Below are 24,101 nucleotides of genomic sequence, written 5' to 3' on the forward strand. Positions count from 1 at the left end.
CCCAACTGGTCTCGCGGCCACCTGGAAGCGGCGCGTCAGGCGGTTGACGATTGGACAGCGCAACCGGCTTGGTGTGCAATGCCACGACAGCCAACAGGAGGAAAATCATGGCTCAGGTTCCCTCGTCCGCATCCCGCGACCGCGTGCGCGATACCGTGCCGAAAATGATCGAGGTTACCGAACAGGTCCTGTTCGGCGATATCTGGGAACGTCCGGAACTATCCAAGCGAGACCGCAGCCTGATCGTCTGCGCGGTACTCACAGCCACTTATCGTCCAGAACAACTGCGCGGGCACCTGCAGCGTGCCTTGGACAACGGCCTGACCAAGACCGAGATCTCCGAAATGATCACCCATGTCGCGTTCTACGCCGGCTGGCCGGCCGCGATGTCGGCCGCCAACCTCGCGCGGGAGATTTTCGAGGCCAATCCGTAGGATTGAGGGGACGCGAACGATGAAGGCGGGCTTTATCGGCCTTGGCACCATGGGCGCCAGCATGGCCGCGAATCTGCAGAAGGGCATCCAGAAGGACGGCCATACCGTCTTGGTTCACGACGTCCGCCGTGACGCCGCGGCCACCCACCTCAAGAACGGCGCGGTGTGGGCCGACACGCCGGCGGCGATCGCCGCCACCTGCGACATCATCTTCACCTCGCTGCCCGGACCGGTCGAGTTCGATGCGGTGACCTACGGCGACGTCGGCCTGCTGTCGGCGATCCGCGACGGCGTGGCCTATTTCGACCTGACGACCAATTCGCCGACCACGGTGCGCAAGGCCCATTCCGACTATCAAAACAAGGGCGCCCATCTGTTCGACGCCCCGGTCAGCGGCGGCCCGCGCGGGGCGGCGAGCGGCAAGCTGGCGATCTGGTGCGGCGGCGACGCCGGCGTATTCGCCAAGTGGAAGCCGGTGCTGGACACCATCGGCGACGCGGCCACCCATATCGGCCCGATCGGCGCCGGTTCGGTCGCCAAGCTGGTGCATAACTGTTACGGCTACATCGCCACCGCCGCCGCCGCCGAGGTGTTCAGCATGGGCGTCAAGGCCGGCATCGAGCCGCTGGCGATCTGGGAAGCGGTCCGCCAAGGCGCCATCGGCCGGCGCGGCGCGTTCGAATCGCTGACCGACCAGTTCCTGCCCAACAGCTACGAGCCGGCCGCCTTCGCCCTGCGCCTGGCGCACAAGGATGTCAGCCTCGCCACCGGCCTGGGCCGTGAGCTCAACGTGCCGATGCGGTTGGCCAACCTGGCGTTGGCCGATCTGTCGGAGGGGCTGAACCGCGGCTGGGGCAATCGCGACTCGCGATCGATAATGCAGTTGCAGACCGAACGCGCCGGGGTCGAGGTCAAGGTCGACCCGCAACGGCTGACCGAGGCGATGGAGAACAAGACGAAACACGGTTGACAGCGGCGGTCGCTTGACGGGGCGGCGCGGACTTCGACATTGCCCAGCCGGATCGGTGGTTGCAATCGGCCGCGGCGTCGCAAATATTAAGGTTGATGCGCAACCGAATGAGAACTGCCCGATGAGATCCCCGGCTCGGCCATCTCTGCCCTGGCTCGGCCATGTCGGGTAGCAGCCTGTTCGGCGAGTTCCGCCGCTTCGCCCGCACCTCGGGCGCCGTTGGCGGGATCGCCGCCCGTGTCGCCGGAGAGCGGGTGTTCGGCATCAAGACCGACCGAGCCTCGCATGCTGAGGATCTGAAGACCATCCTCGGCGGCCTGAAGGGACCGCTGATGAAGGTCGCCCAGTTCCTGTCCACCGTGCCAGACGCATTGCCCGCCGAATACGCCGCCGAACTGGCGCAGTTGCAGTCGAACGCGCCGGCGATGGGCTGGAATTTCGTCCGCCGCCGCATGGCCAGCGAACTCGGACCGGACTGGCAGGCACGGTTCGCCTCGTTCAGCCAAGACGCCGCCGCCGCCGCCAGCCTGGGGCAGGTGCATCGCGCGCGCCTGCCGGACGGAACCGAGGTCGCGTGCAAACTGCAGTATCCCGACATGCCCAGCACGGTAGAGGCCGATCTGCGGCAGTTGAAACTGGCGATGGCGGTCTATCATCGCATGGACAACGCGATTCAGCAGGATGAGATCTATAAGGAATTGCGCGAGCGGCTGCGCGAGGAACTGGACTACCTGCGCGAAGCCTCTCAGATGCGGCTGTACGGGCTGATGCTCAACGGCCAGTCAGGCGTGCACGTGCCGGTGCCGATGCCGGAATTCAGCACCAATCGTCTGCTGACCATGACCTGGCTAGACGGAAGGCCGCTGATGCAGGTCCTCGCCGAGGACCCGCCGCAGGACCAGCGTAACCGGATCGCCGAGGCGCTGTTCCACGCCTGGTACGTGCCGTTCTACCGCTACGGCGTGATCCATGGCGATCCACATCTGGGAAACTACCAGGTGCGCCAGGACGGATCGGTCAATCTGCTCGATTTCGGTGCTATTCGGGTGTTCGGGGCGCGCTTCGTCTCCGGAGTCATCGAATTGTTCGAGGCGGTGCGCGACCACGACGACGACAAGGCGCATCATGCCTACGAGACCTGGGGCTTCACCGATCTGTCGCGGGAAAAGATGAACGTGCTGAACATGTGGGCGCGGTTCCTGTATGAGCCGCTGACCCAGGACCGTGTGCGCAACATTCAGGAGACCAACGATCCGACCTTCGGCCGCGAAGTCGCCGAGCGGGTGCATGCCGGGCTGAAGCGCACCGGCGGGGTGATGCCGCCGCGCGAGTTCGTGCTGATGGATCGTTCGGCTATCGGGCTTGGCGGTGTCTTCGTGCGGCTGAAGGCGGAACTGAACTGGAGCCGCCTGTTCCACGATTTGATCGCCGATTTCAGCGAAGCCGCCTTGGCCCAGCGGCAGGCCGCGGCGTTGACCGAGGCCGGCGTTCCGTCAGCGCGCTGATCCGCACCGTCCGCGGCCTCGACCGCACTGACCCCGGCCCCGATGGTACCGGCTTTGATCCCGCCAGTCTCTCCCGGTAGCCCGGCCGGTCGTTTTCCATTGTCGGCGCCCCAGGCTGCCGGTGACTAGAGCATTGTCGGTTCAGACTGAACCGACAATGCTCGGCAACTCATTGTTCGAGAGGGTGATTCACGCTTTTGGTGATGCAACCAAGAGCGATCGCACTCTAGCCACGCCACCCGAACCTCCCAATATCGAGGCTGGCATTGTTTGGAACCGCCTTCATGCGCACCCTGGTCAGCCTGTCGGTCCTGGCGCTTTGTCTTTCCGCCTGCGGCACACTGCCGGCGTCCCGCCGTACTCCCTACCTGCCGGCCGGTGTCTATGGCGTTTATGAAGACAACGACATTGGTGCGATCAACCAATCGGCCTGGGCGTTCAGCTCAGCCGCCAACACCAGGGGCAATCCAATCGATGCCGCCAAGGCGGTGGTCGCGCTGGAATATCTGTCGGGCGAACTGAGGGAGAACCCCCGCTGGTTCAGCATGGACCAATCGATCAAGTTCCGCATGGGCCAAGCGCGCGACCAGCTTCGCGCCATTCTCGGCATCCGCACCGGCACTCCGTCGCAGCTCGTGGTCAACACCCTACTGGCATTGAGCCTCGATCTGCAGACTGGCAACGGTCCGGCGGCGGGGCAGGTGCTCACCTCGCCAATCTTCACCTACCCGCCGCAACAAACCATGCAGATCCTGTCAAACCTGCCCTACGTGCAAGAAGCGAACCTGGCGACCGCGCGGGCCCAGGAACAATCCTTTCCGCTAGGTGGCATCCGCGGCTGATCGTTGCGCGGCCTTATCGTCTGGGCTTCTTCTCTCTCGCCGCCGCGGTCACTTCGGCCGAAATCCGAGCCAGCACGCCCTCAACTCCGGCTGGCGCGGTCGTCGACAATTCCGCCGCCGCGCGGCGAAGCGCCTCCCTCCGGATCAGCTCCGCCGTCAACGCCTCCGGCGTCGGATCGGGCTTGTCTTGCTCAGTCATCGCGTCCTCCGCGGCGCCCGCCGCAACCGATGCGGCGAGCGCCAGACATTTCAGCGATCAGGCGTCCTTGGCTGGCGGTTCCACATGATCGCCCACCATCGCCTCGGTGGTGATCATCAGCCCGCCGATCGAGGCGGCGTTCTGCAGCGCGCAACGCACCACCTTGGTCGGATCCAGGATACCGGCCTTGACCAGATCCTTGAAGTCCCCGGTCTGCGCGTCGAAGCCCCAGTTGTAATCGTCCTTGTCCAGCGTCTTGCCCGAGATCACCGCGCCGTCCTCGCCGCCGTTGGAGGCGATCTGGCGCATCGGGGCCAGCGCGGCGCGGCGGACGATCTCGATCCCGACCCGCTGATCCTCGTTGTCGCCCTTCAGCTTCGCCAGCACTAGTGACGCCCGAGCCAGCGCCACGCCGCCGCCTGGCACGATGCCTTCCTCGACCGCCGCGCGGGTCGCGTGCAGCGCGTCATCCACACGGTCCTTGCGCTCTTTCACCTCGCTCTCGGACCCGCCGCCGACGCGGATGATGGCAACGCCACCGGCCAGCTTGGCCAGCCGTTCCTGCAGCTTCTCCTTGTCGTAGTCCGACGTGGTTTCCTCGATCTGGGCGCGGATCTGCGCGCAGCGGCCCTGGATGTCGGCCTTCTTGCCGGCGCCTTCGACGACCGTGGTGTTCTCCTTGTCGATCAGCACCCGCTTGGCGGTGCCCATCATCGCCAGCGTGACGTTTTCAAGCTTGATCCCGAGGTCCTCGCTGATCAGCTCGCCCTTGGTCAGGATCGCCAGGTCTTCCAGCATCGCCTTGCGCCGATCGCCGAAGCCCGGGGCCTTGACCGCGGCCACCTTCAGCCCGCCGCGAAGCTTGTTGACAACCAGGGTGGCGAGCGCCTCACCCTCGACGTCCTCGGCGATAATCAGCAGCGGACGCCCCGATTGCGCCACCGCCTCCAGCACCGGGAGGATCGACTGCAGACTGGAGAGCTTCTTTTCGTTCAGCAGGATATACGGATTTTCCAGCTCTGCCGTCATCTTCTCGGCGTTGGTGATGAAATAGGGCGACATGTAGCCGCGGTCGAACTTCATGCCCTCAACGACATCGAGTTCGGTCAGCGCGGTCTTCGCTTCCTCGACGGTGATGACGCCCTCGTTGCCGACCTTCTGCATCGCCTGGGCGATCATCTTGCCGATCTCGGCCTCGCCGTTGGCCGAGATGGTGCCGACCTGGGCAGTCTCCGCCTGGGTGGTGATCTTCCGCGACCGCTTCTTCAGTTCCTCGACCAGCGCGTTCACCGCCTTGTCGACGCCGCGCTTCAGGTCCATCGGGTTCATCCCGGCCGACACCGCCTTGGCGCCCTCGCGGATGATCGCCTGGGCCAGCACGATCGCCGTGGTGGTGCCGTCGCCGGCGATGTCGTTGGTCTTGCTGGCGACCTCGCGCACCAGCTGGGCGCCCATGTTCTCGAACTTGTCGGACAGCTCGATCTCCTTGGCGACGGCGACGCCGTCCTTGGTGCTGCGCGGCGACCCGTAGCTCTTGTCCAGCAGCACGTTGCGTCCCTTGGGACCCAGGGTGACCTTCACCGCCTCGGCCAGGGTATCAACCCCGTGCGTCATGCGCTGGCGGGCATCGCCTCCGAATCGAACGTCCTTGGCAGGCATGTGCGTATCCTTCCCGAAAATCGACTGCGTCGCCGGCTACTGACCGGCACCGGCCGGTGACGAGGTTATCGGCCGCTCGCCGCACGCCGTGGCGAGCAGGCGATCAGGCGGGCCAATCGTGCCCGCCGCGACAGAGATGGTTCATCGGCGCGCCGCCTTTAGCACTCTTCCCGGGCGAGTGCCAGGGGGCAAATCCATCCGCCGCCGCGCTTGGCGAAGGCCGGCCGGGGTCTGCGTCGTTGCCGGCCGGCGTTGCGCATCCGCGACCCGCGCGGTCGGCGGGGCAACCGTCCGCATCAGCGCGGTGCACGATTCCTGCCGTGTTGGGGTGTCTGGCGTGTGCCGGGAAAACGGCCCGAGCGCGTCTACTTCACCAGTTGCTTGCGAATCGCCATCAGTTCTTCCCGGCGATCATCGCCGGTCACCGGGAAGCGCATTTTCAGATTTTGCAACGTATCCAGAATGATCTTCGATACGATCAGCCGAGCATTGTCCTTGTCGTCGGCGGGGACGATATACCAGGGCGCGTGGTCGGTGCTGGTGGCGCCCAGGCACTCCTGGTAGGCGGTCATATACTGCTGCCAGAACGAGCGTTCCTTGACGTCGGCCTGACTGAACTTCCAGTTCTTCTCCGGCTTGTCGATGCGGGCCAGGAAACGCTTCTGCTGTTCGTGCTTCGACAGATGCAGGAAGAACTTGATGGTACGGGTCGCGTTGTCGTGCAGATGGCGTTCCAGGTCCAGGATGGAACGATAGCGGCTGTTCCAGACGGCGGCTTCGTCGATCGGTTCGACCAGGCCCTCGTTGCGCAGGATCTCCGGATGCACGCGCACCACAAGGACTTCCTCGTAGTACGAGCGGTTGAAGATGCCGATGCGGCCGCGTTCCGGCAACTGTCGCGTGGTTCGCCACAGGAAATCATGGGCCAACTCGGTTTCGCTGGGTTGCTTGAAACTGTAAACCTGGCAGCCTTGCGGGTTGACCCCGGACATCACGTGCCTGATCACGCCATCCTTGCCCGCCGCATCCATGGCCTGGAAAATCAGCAGCACGGCGTGACCGCGGGAACTGTACAGCAACTGTTGCTGCTCGCTCAGCGCTTCGACATGGTCGTCCAGGATCTTGTGATAGTCATGCTTTGATTTGTAGACCTTCTTCACCTCGGTCGGCCATTTATCCAGGTCGACCCGAGCAGCCTCGGGGACATGGAAATCCTTGGGTTCGATTTTCATTGCTTTCCTCTTACGATAACGTTCCGCCAATGCGATGATCGGCGGATGACGTCACGCGGCTTGGCCGACCCATCCCGTGGCTACTGCAACGCGAGGACGCCTTCTGCGGCCTGGTGCCCGGAGCGTCAAGCCGACGCATCGGACCGGCCCGGAAGGGTGGTCGCGGTCGAACCGATATTGACGCCCGGCCTGGTCGCGAGCCTGATCGGCAGGGCAGCGGAGGAACCCCGGATGCGGCTTGGCGACGAGGCGGAAGCGATGCGCCGCGGCGAGATGGGCGCGGCCAGGCGTTGGGCGGTCGAGCACCAGATCCGCGTCGGCGGCTACCTCGGCGCCGGTGACCTGGTCGCCGTGCGACAGGCCCATATCATGGCCGACAGCGAGTCGCTGGGCGAAGCCGGCGTCGCGCTGCTGGAACGCCTCGCGGCGATGCCGAAAACCGAGCGGCAGGTGCGCATTCCCACGATAACGGATCCGCGCGGCACCGATTTCGGCGCCGCAGCCCGGCTGCGTCAGCGAGACTGGATGGTGGCGCTGGAGCGCCGTACCTGCGATGCGTTCGCCGCGCTCGGAATCCTGATGACCGACACCTGCATCAACTACCAGACCATCATGCCGCCGGTGCGCGGCGAGCACATGGCGTACGGCGACACCGGGGTGGCGATCTACTGCAACTCGGTGCTGGGCGCGCGGTCCAATTTCGAGGGCGGCCCCTCTGCGCTCGCCGCCGGGCTGACCGGCTTCACCCCGCGCTATGGTTACCATCTGGACCGATGCCGCCGCGGGTCGTTGCTGATCGAGACGGCCTGGACGCCGGGCGCGTTGCACGAATGGGGCGCCCTCGGCGGCGTGGTCGGCCGGCTTGCCGGCGATTATTGGCGGGTGCCGGTGGTCCGCGGCCAGGATAGGGTGCCCGGTTCGGACGAGCTGAAACACTTCGGCGCCGCAATGGCAAGTTTCGGCAGCGTTGCGATGTTTCATATCGAGGGTGTCACGCCCGAGGCAGTGGATGCGTTCGACGCCGCGCCGCCGGCCCCGATCACAGTGGGACGGTCCGACGTCGCCGCCCTGCTAGGCGAATACGCCGGCGGCGGTGATGCGGTCGATGTCGTGGTGTTCTCGGCGCCGCAATTATCGCTGCTGGAGTTGCGGCTGCTCGCCGAACGCCTGGACGGACGCCGCGCCACGGTGCCGCTGCTGGCGATCACCAGTCCGCAGGTGAAGCCCGACGCCGACCGCATGGGCCTGACCGCGCGGATCGAGGCCTCCGGCGCGATGCTGCTGTCTGGCATGTGCTTTTATCAAAGTTACGCCCGCGAACTGGCCGAGGCGAACGGGTGGAAGCGCCTGGCGACGAACTCGGCCAAGCTGACCAACATCCTGGGCGGCTATGGCTACGCGCCGGTGCTGTTGTCGATGGACCAATGCATCGACGCCGCCTGTTCGGGGCGCATCCGATGACCGCCTACCCAGCGAGGGCGGCGATGGGCCGGAAGGTTCGCGGCCAAGCACTGGTGGCGAGCGACGGATTTTCCGCGCGCTACGACCTGGATCGCATCGCCGGCGTGTTCTCCCGGCCCCAGCACGCGTTGTTCGGACGATCCTATGTCGGGCTGGTGCTGATCCTGGACCGGGCCAAGGGCGGCGTGGCGACGGCCTGGATGCTGCACGAAATGGCGGCACGCGGCATGCTGCCGGCGGCGCTGGTGTTCAACACCGTCAATCCGATCATGGTGCAGGGCGCCGCGCTGGCCGACGCCACGATGATGTCCGGCTTCGACGTCGATATCACCCGCGTGGTGGCCGACGGCGCACTGGTGGAACTGGACACCGCCGCTCCGGCGCTGCTGCGGGTGCTGGGCTAACGCGATCGCGACCGCGGCATTATCGTGCTGCCATGGCCGCGGCGTGGAAGCGCCGCACCTGGTCGATATCCTTGTCGTGCGAGCCCGGCGTGTCGGTTTTGGTCTTGGAATCGACACCGGCCGGGCGAACCGCGCTGATTGCGTCAGCGACGTTGTCGGGTCCCAGGCCGCCGGCAAGGATCACCGGCGTGCGCACCGATCGGACGATCCGGCGGCTAATGTTCCAGTCATGCGTGACACCGAGAGCGCCGATCTGCCGGTCCTGGAGATGGTAACTGTCAAGCAGCAAGAAATCCGCGATACCGTCGTAGCTACGCGCGATGTTCAAGCTGGGTTCGCCGAACACCGGAACGCTGCGCATGATGACCCGGTTCGGCGATCGGTTCTTCAGTTTCGCGGCGTCTGCCGGGCCAAGCAGTTCGGCTGCCGCGCCAAGGTGGATGATGGCGGGGGCGAGGTGGCGCAGCGCGGTTTCGACCCGGCCGAGATCGGCGGTCAGAAACAGCGCCACGAATTTCGATGGAGGAATGATGTGGCCGGCGATCCGCACTGCCTCGGTGACCGCCAACTCACGCGGGAATTCGCCATCACCCACCAGCAAGCCGATATGGCTGATGCCGATGGCTGACAGCGCAGTCGCCTGTTCGGGTGTGGAGACCTCGTAGATCTGGGTCAGCATGGCGGCGCCCGATGGCTTGTGTGATTACCCAAGCGCGCGTCGGGGTAGCCGTCAAGCGTGTCACCGACACCCCAGGCGAGTTGGGCTAGCCGGTGGGCGGGTAACTACCGCGGCGAATCCCGGCCGCCCAGCGCGCGATAGATTGTGTTGCGTGACACCCCAAGGCGCCGAGCGGCTTCACTGATGTTGCCTGATGTGGACACCAGTGTTTCGCGCACCCGCCGCCGCGCGGCGGCGGTCTCGATCGCCGCGCCATCCAGTGCGGCGGCGACGTCCTCACCCGTAATCACCGCGCCGCTCGCCGACAACGTCATGCGCGTCAGCACGCTGCGCAATTGGCGGATGTTGCCCGGCCAGGGCGCCGCGATCAGCGCGTCGATCGCCTCCGGCTTCAGCACCAGCCGAGGATCGATATCGGCCAACGTGGCCGTCGCGATAGCACCGAAATCACTGCGGTGGCTGAGCGGCGGCAGCGCCACTTCGATGCCGCCCAGCCGGTAGAATAAATCAGGGCGGAAACGCTTCTCGGCAACGGCCTCGGCGATATCGATGTTGGTCGCGGAGACCAGCAGCACATCGACTGTGCGCGACTGGCCGCCGCCGACTGCGCGAACCGTCCAATCGTCAAGGAATCGCAGCAGCAGCGCCTGCAGGCTCGGCTTCATATCGCCGATCTCATCGAGGAACAGCGTGCCCCGCTCCGCCTCCACGATCAGGCCAGGCGCACCGCCACGCCGAGCGCCGGTAAACGCGCCCTCGACGTAGCCGAACAATTCCGCCTCGGCCAAGGTCTCGGGAAGTGCGGCGCAGTTGACCGGGACAAAGCGGCCGTGGCGCCCGCTGGCGGCGTGGGCGTGGCGGGCAAACTGCTCCTTGCCGGTGCCCGTGGCGCCACGGATCAACACTGGCACCCTGCGCACGGCGGCACGCTCGATCTGAGTGACGGCAACGGTGATGGCGGGATCGTCGGTCACGAACGCGGCCGCGGCGATTCGCCTCGGCATCCCGACCTGCGCGACGCCGCGCGAGGGTGCGTTCTCCACCCGCGCGGCATGGATACTGCCGACCCGATCCTCGATCCGGGTGCGCGCGCCGTCGCGCGCGGCGTCGAACACGTCATTCAGGCGGGTGCGGAAGACATCGTTGAAATGCCGACCGCGGGTTGCCGGAAGACCATGCAGCAGGTAGCGCGCCTGGCCGTTCGCGGCGAGGATGCAGCCGTCGGGGTCAACCGCCAGCAATCCGGCGCTGAGGGTGTGAAGATATTCGGCGCGGCCGTGGAAGGCGATCAGCATCTGGTTACCATGTCGTTCACGCAACAGGCTGTTCTCGATCTGCGCCGCCGCCATGGCGACCAGGGCACGGGTGTGCTGCTGACGCGAGCGGTAGTCCGACGATGCATCCAGAACGCCCGCCAGATTGCCATCCGGGTCGAGGATCGGGGCGGCGGTGCACGTCAGCTTGCGGTGTCTGATGAAGAAATGTTCGGCGCCGTGCACCGTGACTGGCTTGCCCAGCAGCGCCGTGGTGCCAAGCGCGTTGGTGCCGCAGGCGGTCTCTTGCCAGACCGTGCCGGCGGCGATGCGCGCCGCATGCGCCGCGTCCTGGAACGTGGCGTCAGCAATAGTATCAAGTAGCAGGCCGCTCGGACTGGCGAACGCCACCATATGGTTGGTGCCGGCGATCTGCTGATACAGCAGTTCCAATTCCGCCAAGACGAGCCGACGGACGGCCCCGGTCGCATCCCGAGCCTGAGCCAGGGCGTGGCCGCCCACTTCAAGCAGCGGCGGGGAGGTGCGCGGATCAAGACCGGCGGCAAGACAACGCTGCCAGCTATCCGAAATCAGCGGTCGCAGCGATACCGCATCGGTGATGCCGCCGCCCTGCTGCACGTCGTGCGCACCAATCGCCTTTTCGTCCGCGGACGTGAGCATCCGCTCTCCTCCCAGAACGCGCATTTTGGCGTCGCTGAACTGAAAACGTCGCACAGAGACACCGGTTTGTCACGCCGCGTAAAAGATGTGCCGCGGCATGTTCCGGAACGGAACACAGTGCTGCGCACGCGCTGTTCCGAAACGGAACAACACTTGCCGTTGCGCCGCCACGAGGGGGGGATTTGTGCGGCGATCAGGGGTGGCACGGGGTTTGCTGCGCGCTGCGCAAGACCAAACGCTGCGCAACACCAAACGCTGCGCAACATCAGACAACGTGCCGTCAGCAGAAACGGCATACCGCAAGGAGGAGCGAATGAAGGCCGCGGTCCTGCACGAGTACAACACAAGTCTGTCGGGCAAGCAGTTCGTCAGCTACGAAGACGTTGCCGATCCGAAAATCGAGCACCCCAGCGATGTGATCGTGCGGATCGGCGGGGCCGGCGTCTGCCGGACGGATCTGCACATCATCGAAGGGATCTGGCGCAGCAAGGTCGATGTGAAGCTGCCCTACATCATGGGCCATGAGAACGCCGGCTGGGTCGAGGAAGTCGGCTCTGGCGTCGAGAGCGTGCGCAAGGGCGACCCGGTGATCTGCCATCCGCTGGTCACCAGCGGGCATTGCCTGGCGTGCCGTCGGGGCGACGACATGCATGCCGAGGGCAGCCGGTTTCCCGGCATCAATGCCAATGGCGGCTACGCGCAATACCTCGCGACTGGCGAGCGGTCGCTGATCAAGCTGCCCAAGTCTCTCGCGCCCAAAGAGGTCGCGCCTTACACCGACGCCGGGCTGACCGCCTATCGCGCGGCGAAGAAGGCATCGCGGCATCTGGTTCCCGGCGAATATTGCGCCATTATCGGCGCGGGTGGGCTCGGACATATCGGCATTCAGGTCGTCGCCGCGCTTTGTGCGGCCGAAATCATCGTGATCGATCGCGCCGATCAGTCGTTGCAACTGGCGAAGGAGTGTGGCGCCCATCACGTGGTGAAGGCGGATGGCAACGAGGTGCAGGCCGTGCTGAATGTGACCGCCGGCAAGGGCGCCGAGGCGGTGATCGACTTCGTCGGCGAGGGCGAGTCGGTCGCGCATGGCCTGGCGATGACGCGCGAGGCGGGCACCTACTATATCGTCGGCTACGGCGGGAAGATCGAGCTGCCCACGATGGACATGATTACCAGCGAGAAGTCGATCGTGGGCAACCTGGTCGGCACTTACGCCGAGCTGGTGGAATTGATGGCGCTGGCGGACCGCGGCCGGGTCAATCTGGCGACGCGCGAATACAAGCTCGCCGATGCCAACCAGGCGTTGGCCGATCTGCATCACGGGCAGATCAAGGGCCGCGCGGTGCTGATCCCGTCCTGAGGCACCGCGATGCACACCCCCCTTACCGATGTTCTGGGCGCGACGTGGACGCTGGACGCCACGGTGAACGCGCTGGCCTGGAGCGGCCGGCAGGCGGCGTTCGCGCTGAGCGACGGCAGCGTGGCGATCGCACGCGGTGGCTGGGAAGGCTCGCCCGCGGCTCGTTTGCGCGATGGCGGCGGCGGGGTGGAGCTGCTGCCCGCCGTTGGGCCGCCGCCGCCGTTGGCGCGCGCGGCCCTGGCTCCCGCGCCATGCCTGTCGCTGACATCGGCCGGCGATGACTTCCTGGTCGGCAGCGCGGACGGCGTGCTCCGCCGCGTCAACCAGGACGGGCAACCGAGGAAGCTGGCGAAGTTCGATGGCCGCCCGGTCACATCTGTCGCGTGGAGCAAGGCGGGTTGGGCGTGCATCGCCGGCGGCGCGGTCCACATGGCGAGCGGGCAAGCCCTGGAGGCTATCATCGATCCGCGGGCGCTGGCGCGCCATGGCGGTATGTTGGCGATCGCCCATGCCGGCGGCGTGTCGCTGCGCGATCGCGGGACCACGCGCCTTGCGGTCGGGGGTTCGGTGCGACGCCTGGTGTTCAGCCCAACCGGCGGCCAGATTGCTATCGGAATGAAAATTTGGCGCGTCGGCGCCGGTGCGCCGGTGGTGCTGAACGGGGCTGCTGGCGAACCGCTGGACATCGCTTTTTCCAGTGACGCGCGGCTGCTGGTTCATGCCGGCGAGAGCGGCGTGCAGTGCTGGAATCTCGGACCCGGAGTCGAGCTCGATGGCCCCGCCACGCCGCTAGGCGCTGTCAGCAATACCCCCGCTCTCGCGGTCGCCTTTCATCCGCGACGCCCGCTGCTGGCGATTGCACACGCCAGCGGCGCAGTGACATTGGGATTGCCGCGGGCCGGCCAGACATTGCTGCTCTGCCCGGTCGACGCCTCGCCGGTACACAGCCTGGCATTCGATGCCAGCGGAGAGTGGCTGGCGATGGGCGGCGCGGCGTGCGCTCTGGTCCGTCTGCCGGACCTGCTGTTCCGCGAAGGAGCGCGCTCGGGCGTGCGGGAGAGTGCGGCATGACAGCTGAAGCCGAAGCTGCTTCTAAGGACCGCATGTTCGAACGCCTCGGCACGCTTGCCGAGGAGATGATCGCGCTGCACGGCAAGGACTTTACGATGGGGGCGCTGATTATCGCCGCCCGCTTCATCGCCGAAGGCAAACCGCTGGCGCGGCTGTCCGATGGACAAGGGGCGTGAGTGTCGCGTTGCAAAATGCGACACCTGTCGCAAGGCGGTTCGTTGCCGTGCGACATGGTGCGTTGCGGCAAGTATCTTCGGCGGCGCCGAAGACATTCACTTTCAAATGGTTGATCGCGGGGGGACAAGTTGGCACAGGCCTTGCTGCCGAAAGCTTCGTCAACACAGTGCTGGGCGCGGCCCGCTACACTTGCGTGACCTGGAAAACAGTGATGGCAGCAACAACGCTCGAATTGATCCCAATCAGGAGGAACTAAACACATGCCCGAAGGCTTGACGCTCAACAAGATCACCGCGCAACGCGGGATCACCATCGGCGAGGCCGCCAAGCGGGTCGCCGATCTCGGCTGGACACCGACCTACGTTCAGGAAGCGATGACCTTCCCGACCGACTACAAGATCAAGAAGACACCGCGTGACCCGATGAAGCAGGTCCTGCGGTCTTACTTCCCGATGCAGGAAGAGAAGGACAATCGTGTATACGGCGCGCTCGACGCGGCGCTGCGTGGCGACATGTTCCGCAACGTCGAGCCCCGCTGGATCGAGTGGATGAAGCTGTTCCTGGCGATCATTCCGTTCCCGGAGATTTCGGCCGCGCGCTCGATGGCGATGGTCGGGCGTCTGGCGCCGGGTGAGGAGCTGCGCACCGGCTTCACCATGCAGATGGTCGATGAGTTCCGGCACTCCACCATTCAGATGAACCTGAAGAAGTGGTACATGGAGAACTACATCGACCCCGCCGGGTTCGACATCACCGAAGCTGCGTTCGGCAAGTGCTACGCGACCACGATCGGCCGCCAGTTCGCGGAAGGCTTCGTGACCGGTGACGCGATCACCTCGGCCAACGTCTATCTGACTGTTGTTGCCGAGACCGCGTTCACCAACACGCTGTTCGTGGCAATGCCGTCTGAGGCCGCGCGCAACGGTGACTATGCGCTGCCGACCGTGTTCCTCAGCGTGCAGTCCGACGAAAGCCGGCACATTGGCAACGGCCATTCGATGCTGATGGCGATGCTGCAGGAACCCGACAACCACCTGTTGCTGGAGCGCGATCTGAAGTATGCATTCTGGCAGAACCACGCGATCGTCGATGCGGCGATCGGCACCTTCATCGAGTACGGCACGACCAATCGCGACAAGAAGAAGGAGAGCTACACCGAGCTGTGGCACCGGTGGATCTACGAGGATTACTATCGGACCTATATGCTGCCGCTGGAGAAATACGGCATCAAGATCCATCACGACGACGTGGCCCACGCCTGGGATCGCCTGGTGAAGAAGAACTACGTCCACAAGGTGGCGCAATTCTTCTCGGTGGGCTGGCCGGTGAACTTCTGGCGTATCGACGCGCAGACCGACCGCGACTTCGAATGGTTCGAGCACAAGTACCCAGGCTGGTATGCCGAATTCGGTAATTACTGGAAGTGGTACGACAAGCTGTCGCACAAGGGCAGCACGCCGATCACCTTCGCCGCCGAAACCGGCTACGTCTACCCGCACCGCTGCTGGAGCTGCATGGTGCCGGCACTGGTGCGCGAGGAGTTCTGCTACGACGAGGTTGACGGCAAGGTCTACACCTACTGCAGCGAGGAGTGCCGCTGGACCCACAAACATGCGTTTGCCGGTGAGTTCCAGGGCCGCAAGACGCCGGCGATGGGTCGCTTCTCCGGCCGGCGCGAATGGGAGACCTGCTATCACAACATCGACCTGGCGGACTGCATCAAGGACCTCGGCTTCGTGCGGGCGGACGGCAAGACGCTGATCCCGCAGCCACATCTGCGCTTTGACGACAAGGAGATGTGGACGCTGGATGACGTGCGCGGGCACACGCTGATGAGCCCGCTCGAGACCTTCCGCGCATTGGCGCCAGACGAGCGTGAAAAGGCCGCGGCGGAGTATCGGCGAGGCTTCACGATCAACGCGGTCAACTGACCCTGACGGCCTCCGGGGGCGCCCCACCCCCGGAGGTTACTTTCATCTGATACTTACTTGCGGTGGCGGAGCATGGCGGCAAGCTACAACGTCCGGTTCGAACCGGTTGGCGTCGAGATGGATGTCCAAGAAGGCGAGACGGTCCTGGAGGCCGGTTTTCGCCAGGGCATCGCACTGATGCACGGTTGCAAGGAAGGCCAGTGCAGCGCTTGCAAGTCGCTGCTGGTGGAAGGCGATATCGAGCTGCTGAAGCATTCAACTTTCGCTCTTCCCGAGTATGAGCGTGACAACAATCACATCCTGCTTTGCCGCACCCACGCCTACAGCGATCTGGTGATCGAACTGCTGAACTACGACGAGGACATGCTGAGCCGCTCGATTGCGGTGAAGCCGTTCGGTGCCCGCGTCGTCGGCCTGCAGGCGCTGACGCACGACATCCGGCTGCTGTCGATCGAGCTCGACGCGCCGCTGCGATTCTGGGCCGGGCAATACGTCGATATAACGTTGCCCGAGCACGGAATCACGCGGTCATTCTCGATGGCCAATGCGCCGAAGGCGGATAACAGGGCTGACTTCATCATCAAGCGCTACGAAGACGGCGCGTTCTCGGCTCGGCTGGACGGCGATATCCACGAAGGCGACATTCTGAAGGCGAAAGGACCATACGGCACTTGCTTCCGGCGCGAGGGACGCTCGGGTCCGATGGTGCTGCTGGGCGGCGGGTCCGGCATGTCGCCACTGCTGTCGATACTGGCCGACCAGGCGGCGAGCGGCGAGCAGCGTCCGGTTCGCCTGTTTTATGGCGCACGCCAGCAACGCGACCTGTTCTGGCAGGACGAGATTGCCCGGATCGCCAAACCGATCGAGGATTTCCGCTTCATCCCGGCGTTGTCGGATGCCGACGCCGACACGGCGTGGCAAGGCGAGCGCGGCCTCATTCACGACGTGATGGCTCGGTTGCTGCGCGAGGAAGCGCTGGACGGCGACATCGACGCCTATGCCTGCGGGCCGCCGCCGATGATCGATGCGGCACTGCCAGCGCTGCGCATGGCAGGCTGCGAACCGGAGCACATCCACTTCGACAAATTTACGCCCGCTGCGCGCGAGTCTTAGCGGGACCAAGGCATAACGAGGGAGGTAACAATGAGCGTGACCACAGACCAGCAAGGCGGCACGATCTCGGGTTCTGCCAAGTCCGGTGCCGCCGGCGCCGCGAAATTCTCAGGGTCCGACAGCCGCAAATTCAACTATTTCGATCCCAAGGGGCGCAAAGCGACGCACTACGAGGACATGACGCTGGACGTGCAGCCGGACCCCAAGCGTTATTTGCTGCAGGACTGGATCATCAGCTTCGCCGACGGAACCCCGACTTACGCCGAGAGCTGGACGGCGTTGAAATGCAGTGACTGGCATAAGTTCCGCGCGGTCGATCAGGAGTGGGAAAAGACCCATTATCAGCGCCAGTCCACCATCGTCGGGATGCTGACTAACGTCATCAACAACGGCCGCAAGTCGGGAGCGCCGCAGCGCTTCGATCCGGCCTGGGTGAAGTGTATGCAAAATCACCTGGGTGCTTGGAAGCACGCCGAATTTGGCCTCGGTACCGCAACGATGCAGGCGCAGCGATACGGCTACACGCAGATGATCAACAACGCGATCCTGACCAACTCGTCCTACAAGCTGCGCTTCTCGCAGGACCTGACGCTGTATCTGGGCGAGTTGCAGATCGACCTGCCGAACCTCGACACCGAAGCCGGCAAGCAGCACTGGCTGGAGGACGAGAACTGGCAGGGCACGCGTGAGGCGGTCGAGTCGATCATGGGCGCGACCGACTATCTTGAGCAGTATTTCGCCACCAACGTGGTGTTCGAGCCGCTGGTCGGCGAACTGTTCCGCAGCGGCTTCATCATGCAGCTTGCGGCGGCACAGAACGACTTCATCACGCCCGCCGTGGTCTCCGCGGCCGAAGGCGATTATGAGCGTAATCTGGCGAACACCGTTGAGCTGTTCTCGATGCTGACGCAGGACGCCGCGCACGGGCAGGCGAACCGCGAGGTCATGTTGGGCTGGCTGAACAGGCATGGCCCCATAGCCAGGCGGGCGGCGGCTGGGTTGCAGCCGTTGTGGTCGCAGCCGCGGGTGAAGGTGGCGCAATTTACCGAGGCGATGGAATCCGCGCAAAATCGCTTGCGTGCGATCGGCGCCGAGGTCGGGTTGGACGTCCGTTCGCTGGCCGATGCCTGAGGCAGGCAAATCAAAGCAAAAGGAGGACCCCATGTCAGAGGCCACATCCAAGTCGGTGTTCCGCACCATGGACCAGATCAAGTTCGATCGGACCATTTCGGACGAGTGCGGAATCACCATGAACGACAGCGTGGAGGCGCGCGCGATCGCCGAAGTGATGCGAGAGAAGCCCGGCATCAACGTGACGCATCAGCCATCGCTGATCCGCATCGACGGGCGTGGCCAGGTGGAATTCAAGATGGACGAGATCAGTGAGGCCCTAGGGCGCGAGATGACGCCGCATCTTTTCGAAATTTCGACGTCGACCCATTATGGCCGGATGGTGATGGTGGATGACAACACCGTCATCGTGTTCGGCAGCATGGAGGCGGCCAAACCGTATATCGAATACGATTGACCTCTACTGGTCGCCACGGCAAGCATCGCAAATAATCGGGGAGTGACATGTACAAAACCAAGACCGGCGAAGAGATCTTCGTCATTGACGGGCACACGCATTTCTGGGACGGCAGCCCGGCCAACCAGAAGAACGTGCACGGCAAGCAATTCATCGACTGCTTCTACGGCTATCACAATGCGCTAAGCCCAAAGGAAGAGCTTTGGCCAAAGGAGAAATTCGAGAAGTATAGCGCCGAGGACATGTACAACGACCTGTTCGTCGACGGGCCCGACGACATGGCGATCCTGCAATCGACCTACTTGACCGATTTCTACAAGAACGGTTTCAATACAACCGAGCGCAATTCGGCGATGAAGAAGAAGTGGCCGGAACGGTTTATTTTGAACGGTGCCTTTGATCCGCGCGATGGCGAGCGTGGACTGGACGAACTCGACGAACTGGCGGAGAAACACCAGCTCAGGGGCGTGAAGCTCTACACCGCCGAATGGCGCGGGGAAAGCCGAGGCTACAAGCTTACGGACAAGATGTCCTACAAGTACCTCGAGCGTTGCGAGAAGCTTGGGATCAAGAACATACACGTCCACAAAGGCCCGACGATTATCCCGCTCGATCGCGACGCGTTCGATGTGGCCGACATCGATCATGTCGCGACCGACTTCCAGAACCTGAACTTCATCGTCGAGCATTGCGGTCTGCCCCGGCTGGACGATTTCTGCTGGATCGCGGTTCAGGAGACCAACGTCTATGGCGGCTTGGCGGTGGCGCTGCCGTTCATCCATCCGCGGCCGGACTACTTCGCGAATGTGATTTCGGAACTGCTGTTCTGGCTTGGTGAAGACAAGCTGCTTTTTGCCAGTGACTATGGCATCTGGACGCCGAAATGGCTGGTCGAGCGCTTCATGGCTTATGAACTGCCGGAACAAATCCAGCGCGACAAGGGTGTCAATCTGACGCTGGAGGCGAAGAAGAAGATCCTCGGCCTGAATGCCGCGCGGCTCTACGACATCGACGTCGCGGCGAAGAAGAAGGCCTTTACCGGGGGGCACGCCTCCGTCGCGGCCGAGTAGCAGCATGTCCGTTGCGAACGCGAACGACCGCGCCCAGCAAGTCTGGGCGCGGCTGTCGATGGTGACCGACCCGGAGCTGGATGAATCCGTCACCGAACTGGGTTTTGTCAGCCAGGTGCAGACTGATCCGGCGGGCAACGTTGCGATCTCTTTCCGCCTGCCGACCTATTGGTGCGCGGCCAACTTCGCATTCATGATGACCGAGGATCTGCGTCGCGCGGCGCTGTCGTTGCCTTGGGTACGAAACGTCAGCTTGACCATCGATGACCACATGTATGCCGATGAGATCAATCGGGGCATGGCGGATGGCCTATCGTTCCAGCAGGCATTTCCAACCGAGGCTTCGGCCGACCTTTCGCGGGTACGGCGCAGCTTCGGGATCAAGGCATTCCAGCGCCGGCAGGAGGCGGTGCTGCGCGATCTGCTGGACGCCGGCCAGACACCGCAATCGTTGACCGAGATGACGATTTCGATGCTGCGCTCGCTGGGTGGTCAGTTGGCGGAGCGGTACCTGGAGAAGCGCGACCTCGCCGGACCAGCGTCCGATGCCGATGCGGCTTTCGTCGATGCCGACGGGCACAGGATAGACCCGCTCCGCCTGGCCGAATACCTGCGCGACCTGCGACGGGTGACCATTAACGTCGAGTTCAACGGCGCGCTTTGTCGCGGCTTGCTGGCGGCGCGATATAAAGACGCACCGCGTGATACGTCTCAACCGGAGCTGCTGCATTTCATCCGGGACTACCAACAGCCCGGGCGAGGATAGTCATGGCGAAAATGATGCTGCACGACGACGCGGCGCGAGAGGCGCTGGCGCGGGGTGTGGCGAAGCTCGCCCGAGCGGTGCGCGGAACGCTGGGGCCGCGCGGCATGAACGTGGTGATCGACCGCCCGATCGGCACGCCGATCATCTCGCGCGACGGTGTCTCGATCGCCGATGAGGTTGCGCTGGACGACCGCTTCGAGAACATGGGCGCGCAGGTGGCACGCGAGGTGTCCAAGCAGACCAACGAGCTGGCCGGCGATGGCACCACGACGTCGATCGTGCTGGCGGATGCGTTGGTGCAGCAGGGTCTTGCCTCGCTCGCCGCCGGCGCCAATCCCATCGAGCTGGTTGACGGGATGCACATGGCCGCCGAGGCGGCCGCAACGGCATTGCGCCAGCTTGCGCGCCCGCTATCCGGGCCGGAGGAGACCCGTGCCGCCGCGGCGATCTCGGCCAACGATGCGGCACTCGGCGGGTTGGTGGCGGATGCGCTGCAGCGGGTGGGGCCAAGCGGAATCGTCGGCGTGGAGTTCAGCCCGACGATCGAGACGACGCTGGACGTGCTCGACGGAATGGCGTTCGACCGTGGCTACATTTCGCACCACATGATCACCGACGTCGCGCGCATGGAGGCGGTGCTCGACGATCCCTTGGTGCTGCTGACCGACCAGAAGCTGCACACCGAGGCCGAGGTGGTGGCAATCGAGGCACTGGCACGGGACCGGGCGTTGCTGGTCGTCGCTGAAGAAATCGCACCCGCCTGCGTGGTCATGCTGTTGCAGCGACGCGATCGCGGCCTGCCGCCGGTGGTCGCGATCAATCCGCCGGAGTATGGCCACTGGCGCAAGGCGATGCTGGAGGACCTGGCGATCCTGACCGGCGGGCGGGTGATCGCCCGCGACCTCGGCGGTTCGATCGCGGCGATCCAGCCGCGTGACCTGGGCGGCGCGCGCCAGGTCCGCGTGTCGTCGGGCCAGACCATGATCTCAGGCCCCGCCGGCGACCTCGGCGCGATCGCCGCTCGGCGGCAGCAGGTCGCCGCGCAGCTGGCGGTGGCGCCGCCAAACGTGGAGCGCGACAAGCTCGCCGAACGGCTGGCGAAGTTGTCCGGTGGGACGGCGATGATCATGGTCGGCGGAGCGACTCCGGTCGAACAGAAACGTCGCGCCCAGATGGCCGAGGACGCGGTTAATGCGACGCGCGCGGCGATGCAGGAGGGCATCGTGCCCGGCGGTGGCGCGGCATTCTTGCAGGTGGCACCGGGATTGGATGATCTGGCGCGAGACCTTGGCGGCGGCAGGCGGGAGGGTGTGCAGATGCTGCAGCGCGTCCTCGCGTGCCCGCTCGCGGCGATCGTCGTGAACAGCGGCATGAAGCCCGACGCTGTTATCGAACGAGTGCTGCGCGCCGACGCCGGGTCAGGCTTTGATGCGAACACCGGCAAGATCACTGACATGATCGCGGCCGGCGTGATCGATCCGGTTCGCGTCAGCCATACCGCGCTGCGCAACGCGGTGTCGATTGCCGCGTTGATCCTGACGACGCATACGCTGATCGCTGACCGGCCGGAGTATCTGGATCCGACCTCCGGCGCCGCGCTTGGGGGCGGGGCCGAAAAGCTGGGGCGGGCCTGAGCGCCGCGCTTTACGCTGCGTCGAAGTCGTGGATGATGAACCACTGCGAAGCTGCCGCGACGGTGTCGCATGCAGCACGGGTCGGACTGAACGAGACGACCGTAAGGTGCGCCGATGTCGGGAAAACTGACGACGCCGGGAGGTAAATTCCGCGACGCCCACCGCCAGCCTAGGGCTGCCTATGTGCGGCGCCCGACCGAATACGGCGACACCATCGCTGCGTGGGAGCGATTCCTGACCAACGGCGGCGAAATGCCATCGGGCAACTACGTCGTCTCCTCTTGGCTGCGCAGCCGTTCCGCGGGGGTCAATCCCACCGGCCGGGCGGCGCCCATCGCCGCGACTGGCAATGCCATAAATTTGTTGCGCAACCACAACACAACCCTGCTGTCGGCGACCCGCGATGTATTCGACCGAGCCGCCGAAACGCTGTCGGGATCGCGCACCATCTTGATCCTGACCGATCCTGTCGGCGTGGTGTTGGAAGTCACCGGTGATCATTTGACCATGGAGCAGGGCGAACTGATCCACCTGATGGCCGGCGGCCAGTGGCATGAAGACCGGATCGGCACCAACGGCATTGGCACCGCACTGGCGACTGCCCGGCCGGCGCAGGTTCATGCGGCAGAGCACTTCTGCGAGGGAATCAAGTCATGGACCTGTGCCGCGGCGCCGATCTTCCATCCTGTCAGCCAGGAGATCTTGGGCGTGATCGATATCTCCGGCCCGCCCACGACCTATCAGCGCACCAACCTCAATCTGGCGGTCGCGACGGCGCGCGAGATCGAGGCCGTGCTGGCCGAACGCGCGATGCGCGAGCGGGCGGCGCTGTTCGAAGCGTGCCTGCAGCGCATGTCAGGGCGCGACGTCGGCGGCCTGGTGGCGATCGACCGCCGCGGCACGCTGCTGCACACCACCGGGCGGGTGGCCATGCCGGTGCACCTGGGTCAGCGGATCCCCGGATTGGATGAGCGCACCGCGGTGGCAAACTGGGCCGATCATCTGCCGCCGGAATGGCGCCCCGAGTGGTTCGACCCGATCAAGGTGAAAGGCGAAACGATCGGCGCGCTGCTTGTGGTTCCCGCACCGCGACCGCGGGCCAGAAGCGGTTCGGAGGCTGATCCGCAACGGATGAATTTCAGCGCCATCCTGGGACGGAACGCTTCGATGCGTGAGCTGATCGAACGCGCGCGGCTGCTGGCCTCCAAGCACGTGCCGGTGCTGATCGAGGGGGAAACCGGGACCGGCAAGGAGTTGCTCGCCCGTGCGATCCATGGCGAGGCCGACCCCGCGAAGCCATTTGTGGTGTTCAATTGCGGCGCGGTCACCAAGGACCTGGTCGCCGCGGAACTGTTCGGCCATGTGCGCGGCGCGTTCACAGGCGCCACCACCGAGGGCCGCGCCGGACGTTTTGAGCTGGCCGATGGCGGTGTGCTATGCCTCGATGAGATCGGCGAACTGCCGTTGGACGTCCAGCCGTTCCTGCTGCGCGCCCTGGAGGAGGGCACGATCTACCGCGTCGGCGACACAGAGCCGCGCAGCGTGAGCGTGCGTCTGATTTCGATGACCAATCGCGCGCTGCTGGATGACGTGAACGCCGGGCGGTTTCGGCGCGATCTGTTCTATCGAATCGGGGTCACGCGATTGCCCATCCCGCCGCTGCGCGAACGGGGTGAGGATATCCTGCTGCTGGCCGAGCACTTCGCCGAGACGCTCGGTTTCAAGCACGGGCTGCAACCGAGGCGCTTTGACGTCGAGGCGCAAGGTTTGTTGCTGAGGCATACCTGGCCGGGCAATGCCAGGGAGCTCAGGAACGTGGTCGAAAGCCTGCTGCTGACGACCCACACGGACGAAATCACCGCAGCCGAACTGCGCCCGCTTATCGTCGACAGCGGCGGCGCAGAATTCCCGCTGCCGACGATCGATGGTGCGGAGCGCACGGCTGTGATGCAGGCGCTGGACTCGACCGGGCATAATGTGGCGGAGACCGCTCGATTGCTCGGCATTTCACGCAGCACACTTTATCGCAAGGCGGCGCGTTGGGGCATGCGACTGTAAGTGGACCGGACCAACGACGCCGGGCGCTGTGCAATCGCAGCCTCGACATCGCCACGGCAAGCTCCTGTCCCGGG

The 24,101-nt window shown here is 64.8% G+C and carries 22 protein-coding genes; 17 read left to right on the forward strand and 5 right to left on the reverse strand.

Annotation, left to right across the window (positions count from 1 at the left end):
• The first annotated feature begins 107 nt into the window (after positions 1-107).
• From ACQY4Y_RS12695 to ACQY4Y_RS12710, 4 genes are all read left to right on the forward strand, one after another.
• The gene (locus ACQY4Y_RS12695; RefSeq protein WP_428490978.1) at positions 108-434 is read left to right on the forward strand and encodes a carboxymuconolactone decarboxylase family protein; all 327 of its coding nucleotides are present in this window, start codon (positions 108-110) and stop codon (positions 432-434) included.
• Between the two features lie 19 nt (positions 435-453).
• On the forward strand, positions 454-1,404 hold the full coding sequence (locus tag ACQY4Y_RS12700; protein ID WP_428490979.1) for an NAD(P)-dependent oxidoreductase: 951 nt from the start codon (positions 454-456) through the stop codon (positions 1,402-1,404).
• A 161-nt stretch (positions 1,405-1,565) separates the two neighbouring features.
• Positions 1,566-2,909 (forward strand): ABC1 kinase family protein, encoded by a 1,344-nt coding sequence (locus ACQY4Y_RS12705; protein WP_428490980.1) that lies wholly within the window; start codon positions 1,566-1,568, stop codon positions 2,907-2,909.
• Between the two features lie 284 nt (positions 2,910-3,193).
• Positions 3,194-3,751 (forward strand): hypothetical protein, encoded by a 558-nt coding sequence (locus tag ACQY4Y_RS12710; protein ID WP_428490981.1) that lies wholly within the window; start codon positions 3,194-3,196, stop codon positions 3,749-3,751.
• A gap of 13 nt (positions 3,752-3,764) precedes the next feature.
• Here ACQY4Y_RS12710 and ACQY4Y_RS12715 read toward each other — a convergent pair whose 3' ends face one another.
• The 3 genes from ACQY4Y_RS12715 to ACQY4Y_RS12725 form a co-directional block, all read right to left on the reverse strand.
• Entirely contained in the window at positions 3,765-3,950 is a 186-nt protein-coding gene (locus tag ACQY4Y_RS12715; protein WP_428490982.1) for a hypothetical protein, read from the reverse strand.
• A gap of 57 nt (positions 3,951-4,007) precedes the next feature.
• On the reverse strand, positions 4,008-5,609 hold the full coding sequence (groL, locus tag ACQY4Y_RS12720; RefSeq protein ID WP_428490983.1) for a chaperonin GroEL: 1,602 nt from the start codon (positions 5,607-5,609) through the stop codon (positions 4,008-4,010).
• A 365-nt stretch (positions 5,610-5,974) separates the two neighbouring features.
• Positions 5,975-6,841 carry an ADP-polyphosphate phosphotransferase gene (locus tag ACQY4Y_RS12725; protein WP_428490984.1) on the reverse strand — a complete coding sequence of 289 codons (867 nt, stop codon included), beginning with the start codon at positions 6,839-6,841 and terminating at the stop codon, positions 5,975-5,977.
• A 231-nt stretch (positions 6,842-7,072) separates the two neighbouring features.
• On the opposite strand from ACQY4Y_RS12725, the gene ACQY4Y_RS12730 reads away from it, so the two are divergent.
• On the forward strand, positions 7,073-8,302 hold the full coding sequence (locus ACQY4Y_RS12730; protein WP_428490985.1) for an aconitase X: 1,230 nt from the start codon (positions 7,073-7,075) through the stop codon (positions 8,300-8,302).
• The gene (locus ACQY4Y_RS12735; RefSeq protein ID WP_428490986.1) at positions 8,299-8,706 is read left to right on the forward strand and encodes an aconitase X swivel domain-containing protein; all 408 of its coding nucleotides are present in this window, start codon (positions 8,299-8,301) and stop codon (positions 8,704-8,706) included. The genes ACQY4Y_RS12730 and ACQY4Y_RS12735 overlap by 4 nt, the downstream gene beginning before the upstream one ends.
• A gap of 19 nt (positions 8,707-8,725) precedes the next feature.
• Here the strand turns inward: ACQY4Y_RS12735 and ACQY4Y_RS12740 are convergent, their stop codons facing one another.
• Together ACQY4Y_RS12740 and ACQY4Y_RS12745 are read right to left on the reverse strand one after the other, a co-directional pair.
• Positions 8,726-9,385: a phosphoribosylanthranilate isomerase gene (locus ACQY4Y_RS12740; protein WP_428490987.1), complete on the reverse strand. Its 660-nt coding sequence runs from the start codon at positions 9,383-9,385 to the stop codon at positions 8,726-8,728.
• A 104-nt stretch (positions 9,386-9,489) separates the two neighbouring features.
• Entirely contained in the window at positions 9,490-11,319 is a 1,830-nt protein-coding gene (locus tag ACQY4Y_RS12745; protein WP_428490988.1) for a sigma-54-dependent Fis family transcriptional regulator, read from the reverse strand.
• Between the two features lie 313 nt (positions 11,320-11,632).
• Here ACQY4Y_RS12745 and ACQY4Y_RS12750 point away from each other — a divergent pair, with 313 nt between their 5' ends.
• The 11 genes from ACQY4Y_RS12750 (at position 11,633) to ACQY4Y_RS12800 (ending at position 24,027) form a co-directional block, all read left to right on the forward strand.
• Positions 11,633-12,679, forward strand: a complete 1,047-nt coding sequence (locus ACQY4Y_RS12750; RefSeq protein WP_428490989.1) for an NAD(P)-dependent alcohol dehydrogenase — start codon at positions 11,633-11,635, stop codon at positions 12,677-12,679.
• A gap of 9 nt (positions 12,680-12,688) precedes the next feature.
• The gene (locus ACQY4Y_RS12755; protein WP_428490990.1) at positions 12,689-13,750 is read left to right on the forward strand and encodes a WD40 repeat domain-containing protein; all 1,062 of its coding nucleotides are present in this window, start codon (positions 12,689-12,691) and stop codon (positions 13,748-13,750) included.
• Positions 13,747-13,926, forward strand: coding sequence for a hypothetical protein (locus ACQY4Y_RS12760; protein WP_428490991.1), 180 nt, complete (start codon positions 13,747-13,749; stop codon positions 13,924-13,926). Before ACQY4Y_RS12755 ends, ACQY4Y_RS12760 begins: the two co-directional genes overlap by 4 nt.
• Before the next feature lie 261 nt (positions 13,927-14,187).
• The gene (locus tag ACQY4Y_RS12765; RefSeq protein ID WP_428490992.1) at positions 14,188-15,858 is read left to right on the forward strand and encodes an aromatic/alkene/methane monooxygenase hydroxylase/oxygenase subunit alpha; all 1,671 of its coding nucleotides are present in this window, start codon (positions 14,188-14,190) and stop codon (positions 15,856-15,858) included.
• A 72-nt stretch (positions 15,859-15,930) separates the two neighbouring features.
• Positions 15,931-16,971, forward strand: coding sequence for an FAD-binding oxidoreductase (locus ACQY4Y_RS12770; RefSeq protein ID WP_428490993.1), 1,041 nt, complete (start codon positions 15,931-15,933; stop codon positions 16,969-16,971).
• A gap of 30 nt (positions 16,972-17,001) precedes the next feature.
• Positions 17,002-18,102, forward strand: a complete 1,101-nt coding sequence (locus tag ACQY4Y_RS12775) for an aromatic/alkene monooxygenase hydroxylase subunit beta (RefSeq protein ID WP_428490994.1) — start codon at positions 17,002-17,004, stop codon at positions 18,100-18,102.
• A gap of 31 nt (positions 18,103-18,133) precedes the next feature.
• Positions 18,134-18,499, forward strand: a complete 366-nt coding sequence (locus tag ACQY4Y_RS12780) for an MmoB/DmpM family protein (protein ID WP_428490995.1) — start codon at positions 18,134-18,136, stop codon at positions 18,497-18,499.
• Between the two features lie 47 nt (positions 18,500-18,546).
• Entirely contained in the window at positions 18,547-19,569 is a 1,023-nt protein-coding gene (locus ACQY4Y_RS12785; protein ID WP_428490996.1) for an amidohydrolase family protein, read from the forward strand.
• 4 nt (positions 19,570-19,573) lie between these two features.
• Positions 19,574-20,335 carry a metal-sulfur cluster assembly factor gene (locus tag ACQY4Y_RS12790; protein WP_428490997.1) on the forward strand — a complete coding sequence of 254 codons (762 nt, stop codon included), beginning with the start codon at positions 19,574-19,576 and terminating at the stop codon, positions 20,333-20,335.
• Between the two features lie 2 nt (positions 20,336-20,337).
• Entirely contained in the window at positions 20,338-21,969 is a 1,632-nt protein-coding gene (locus ACQY4Y_RS12795) for a molecular chaperone GroEL (protein WP_428490998.1), read from the forward strand.
• A gap of 114 nt (positions 21,970-22,083) precedes the next feature.
• Positions 22,084-24,027 (forward strand): sigma-54-dependent Fis family transcriptional regulator, encoded by a 1,944-nt coding sequence (locus ACQY4Y_RS12800; protein WP_428490999.1) that lies wholly within the window; start codon positions 22,084-22,086, stop codon positions 24,025-24,027.
• Positions 24,028-24,101 lie beyond the last annotated feature (74 nt).

It is taken from the genome of Rhodopila sp. (assembly GCF_965277165.1).
Taxonomy (GTDB): Bacteria; Pseudomonadota; Alphaproteobacteria; order Acetobacterales; family Acetobacteraceae; genus Rhodopila.

Coding starts and splice junctions, on each gene's coding strand:
- ACQY4Y_RS12795 (WP_428490998.1), top strand. CDS start 20,338: ATGGCGAAAATGATGCTGCACGACGACGCGGCGCGAGAGGCGCTGGCG.
- ACQY4Y_RS12765 (WP_428490992.1), top strand. CDS start 14,188: ATGCCCGAAGGCTTGACGCTCAACAAGATCACCGCGCAACGCGGGATC.
- groL (WP_428490983.1), bottom strand. CDS start 5,609: ATGCCTGCCAAGGACGTTCGATTCGGAGGCGATGCCCGCCAGCGCATG.
- ACQY4Y_RS12770 (WP_428490993.1), top strand. CDS start 15,931: ATGGCGGCAAGCTACAACGTCCGGTTCGAACCGGTTGGCGTCGAGATG.
- ACQY4Y_RS12730 (WP_428490985.1), top strand. CDS start 7,073: ATGCGGCTTGGCGACGAGGCGGAAGCGATGCGCCGCGGCGAGATGGGC.
- ACQY4Y_RS12755 (WP_428490990.1), top strand. CDS start 12,689: ATGCACACCCCCCTTACCGATGTTCTGGGCGCGACGTGGACGCTGGAC.
- ACQY4Y_RS12760 (WP_428490991.1), top strand. CDS start 13,747: ATGACAGCTGAAGCCGAAGCTGCTTCTAAGGACCGCATGTTCGAACGC.
- ACQY4Y_RS12785 (WP_428490996.1), top strand. CDS start 18,547: ATGTACAAAACCAAGACCGGCGAAGAGATCTTCGTCATTGACGGGCAC.
- ACQY4Y_RS12800 (WP_428490999.1), top strand. CDS start 22,084: ATGTCGGGAAAACTGACGACGCCGGGAGGTAAATTCCGCGACGCCCAC.
- ACQY4Y_RS12735 (WP_428490986.1), top strand. CDS start 8,299: ATGACCGCCTACCCAGCGAGGGCGGCGATGGGCCGGAAGGTTCGCGGC.
- ACQY4Y_RS12740 (WP_428490987.1), bottom strand. CDS start 9,385: ATGCTGACCCAGATCTACGAGGTCTCCACACCCGAACAGGCGACTGCG.
- ACQY4Y_RS12750 (WP_428490989.1), top strand. CDS start 11,633: ATGAAGGCCGCGGTCCTGCACGAGTACAACACAAGTCTGTCGGGCAAG.
- ACQY4Y_RS12780 (WP_428490995.1), top strand. CDS start 18,134: ATGTCAGAGGCCACATCCAAGTCGGTGTTCCGCACCATGGACCAGATC.
- ACQY4Y_RS12705 (WP_428490980.1), top strand. CDS start 1,566: ATGTCGGGTAGCAGCCTGTTCGGCGAGTTCCGCCGCTTCGCCCGCACC.
- ACQY4Y_RS12725 (WP_428490984.1), bottom strand. CDS start 6,841: ATGAAAATCGAACCCAAGGATTTCCATGTCCCCGAGGCTGCTCGGGTC.
- ACQY4Y_RS12775 (WP_428490994.1), top strand. CDS start 17,002: ATGAGCGTGACCACAGACCAGCAAGGCGGCACGATCTCGGGTTCTGCC.
- ACQY4Y_RS12695 (WP_428490978.1), top strand. CDS start 108: ATGGCTCAGGTTCCCTCGTCCGCATCCCGCGACCGCGTGCGCGATACC.
- ACQY4Y_RS12790 (WP_428490997.1), top strand. CDS start 19,574: ATGTCCGTTGCGAACGCGAACGACCGCGCCCAGCAAGTCTGGGCGCGG.
- ACQY4Y_RS12710 (WP_428490981.1), top strand. CDS start 3,194: ATGCGCACCCTGGTCAGCCTGTCGGTCCTGGCGCTTTGTCTTTCCGCC.
- ACQY4Y_RS12745 (WP_428490988.1), bottom strand. CDS start 11,319: ATGCTCACGTCCGCGGACGAAAAGGCGATTGGTGCGCACGACGTGCAG.
- ACQY4Y_RS12700 (WP_428490979.1), top strand. CDS start 454: ATGAAGGCGGGCTTTATCGGCCTTGGCACCATGGGCGCCAGCATGGCC.
- ACQY4Y_RS12715 (WP_428490982.1), bottom strand. CDS start 3,950: ATGACTGAGCAAGACAAGCCCGATCCGACGCCGGAGGCGTTGACGGCG.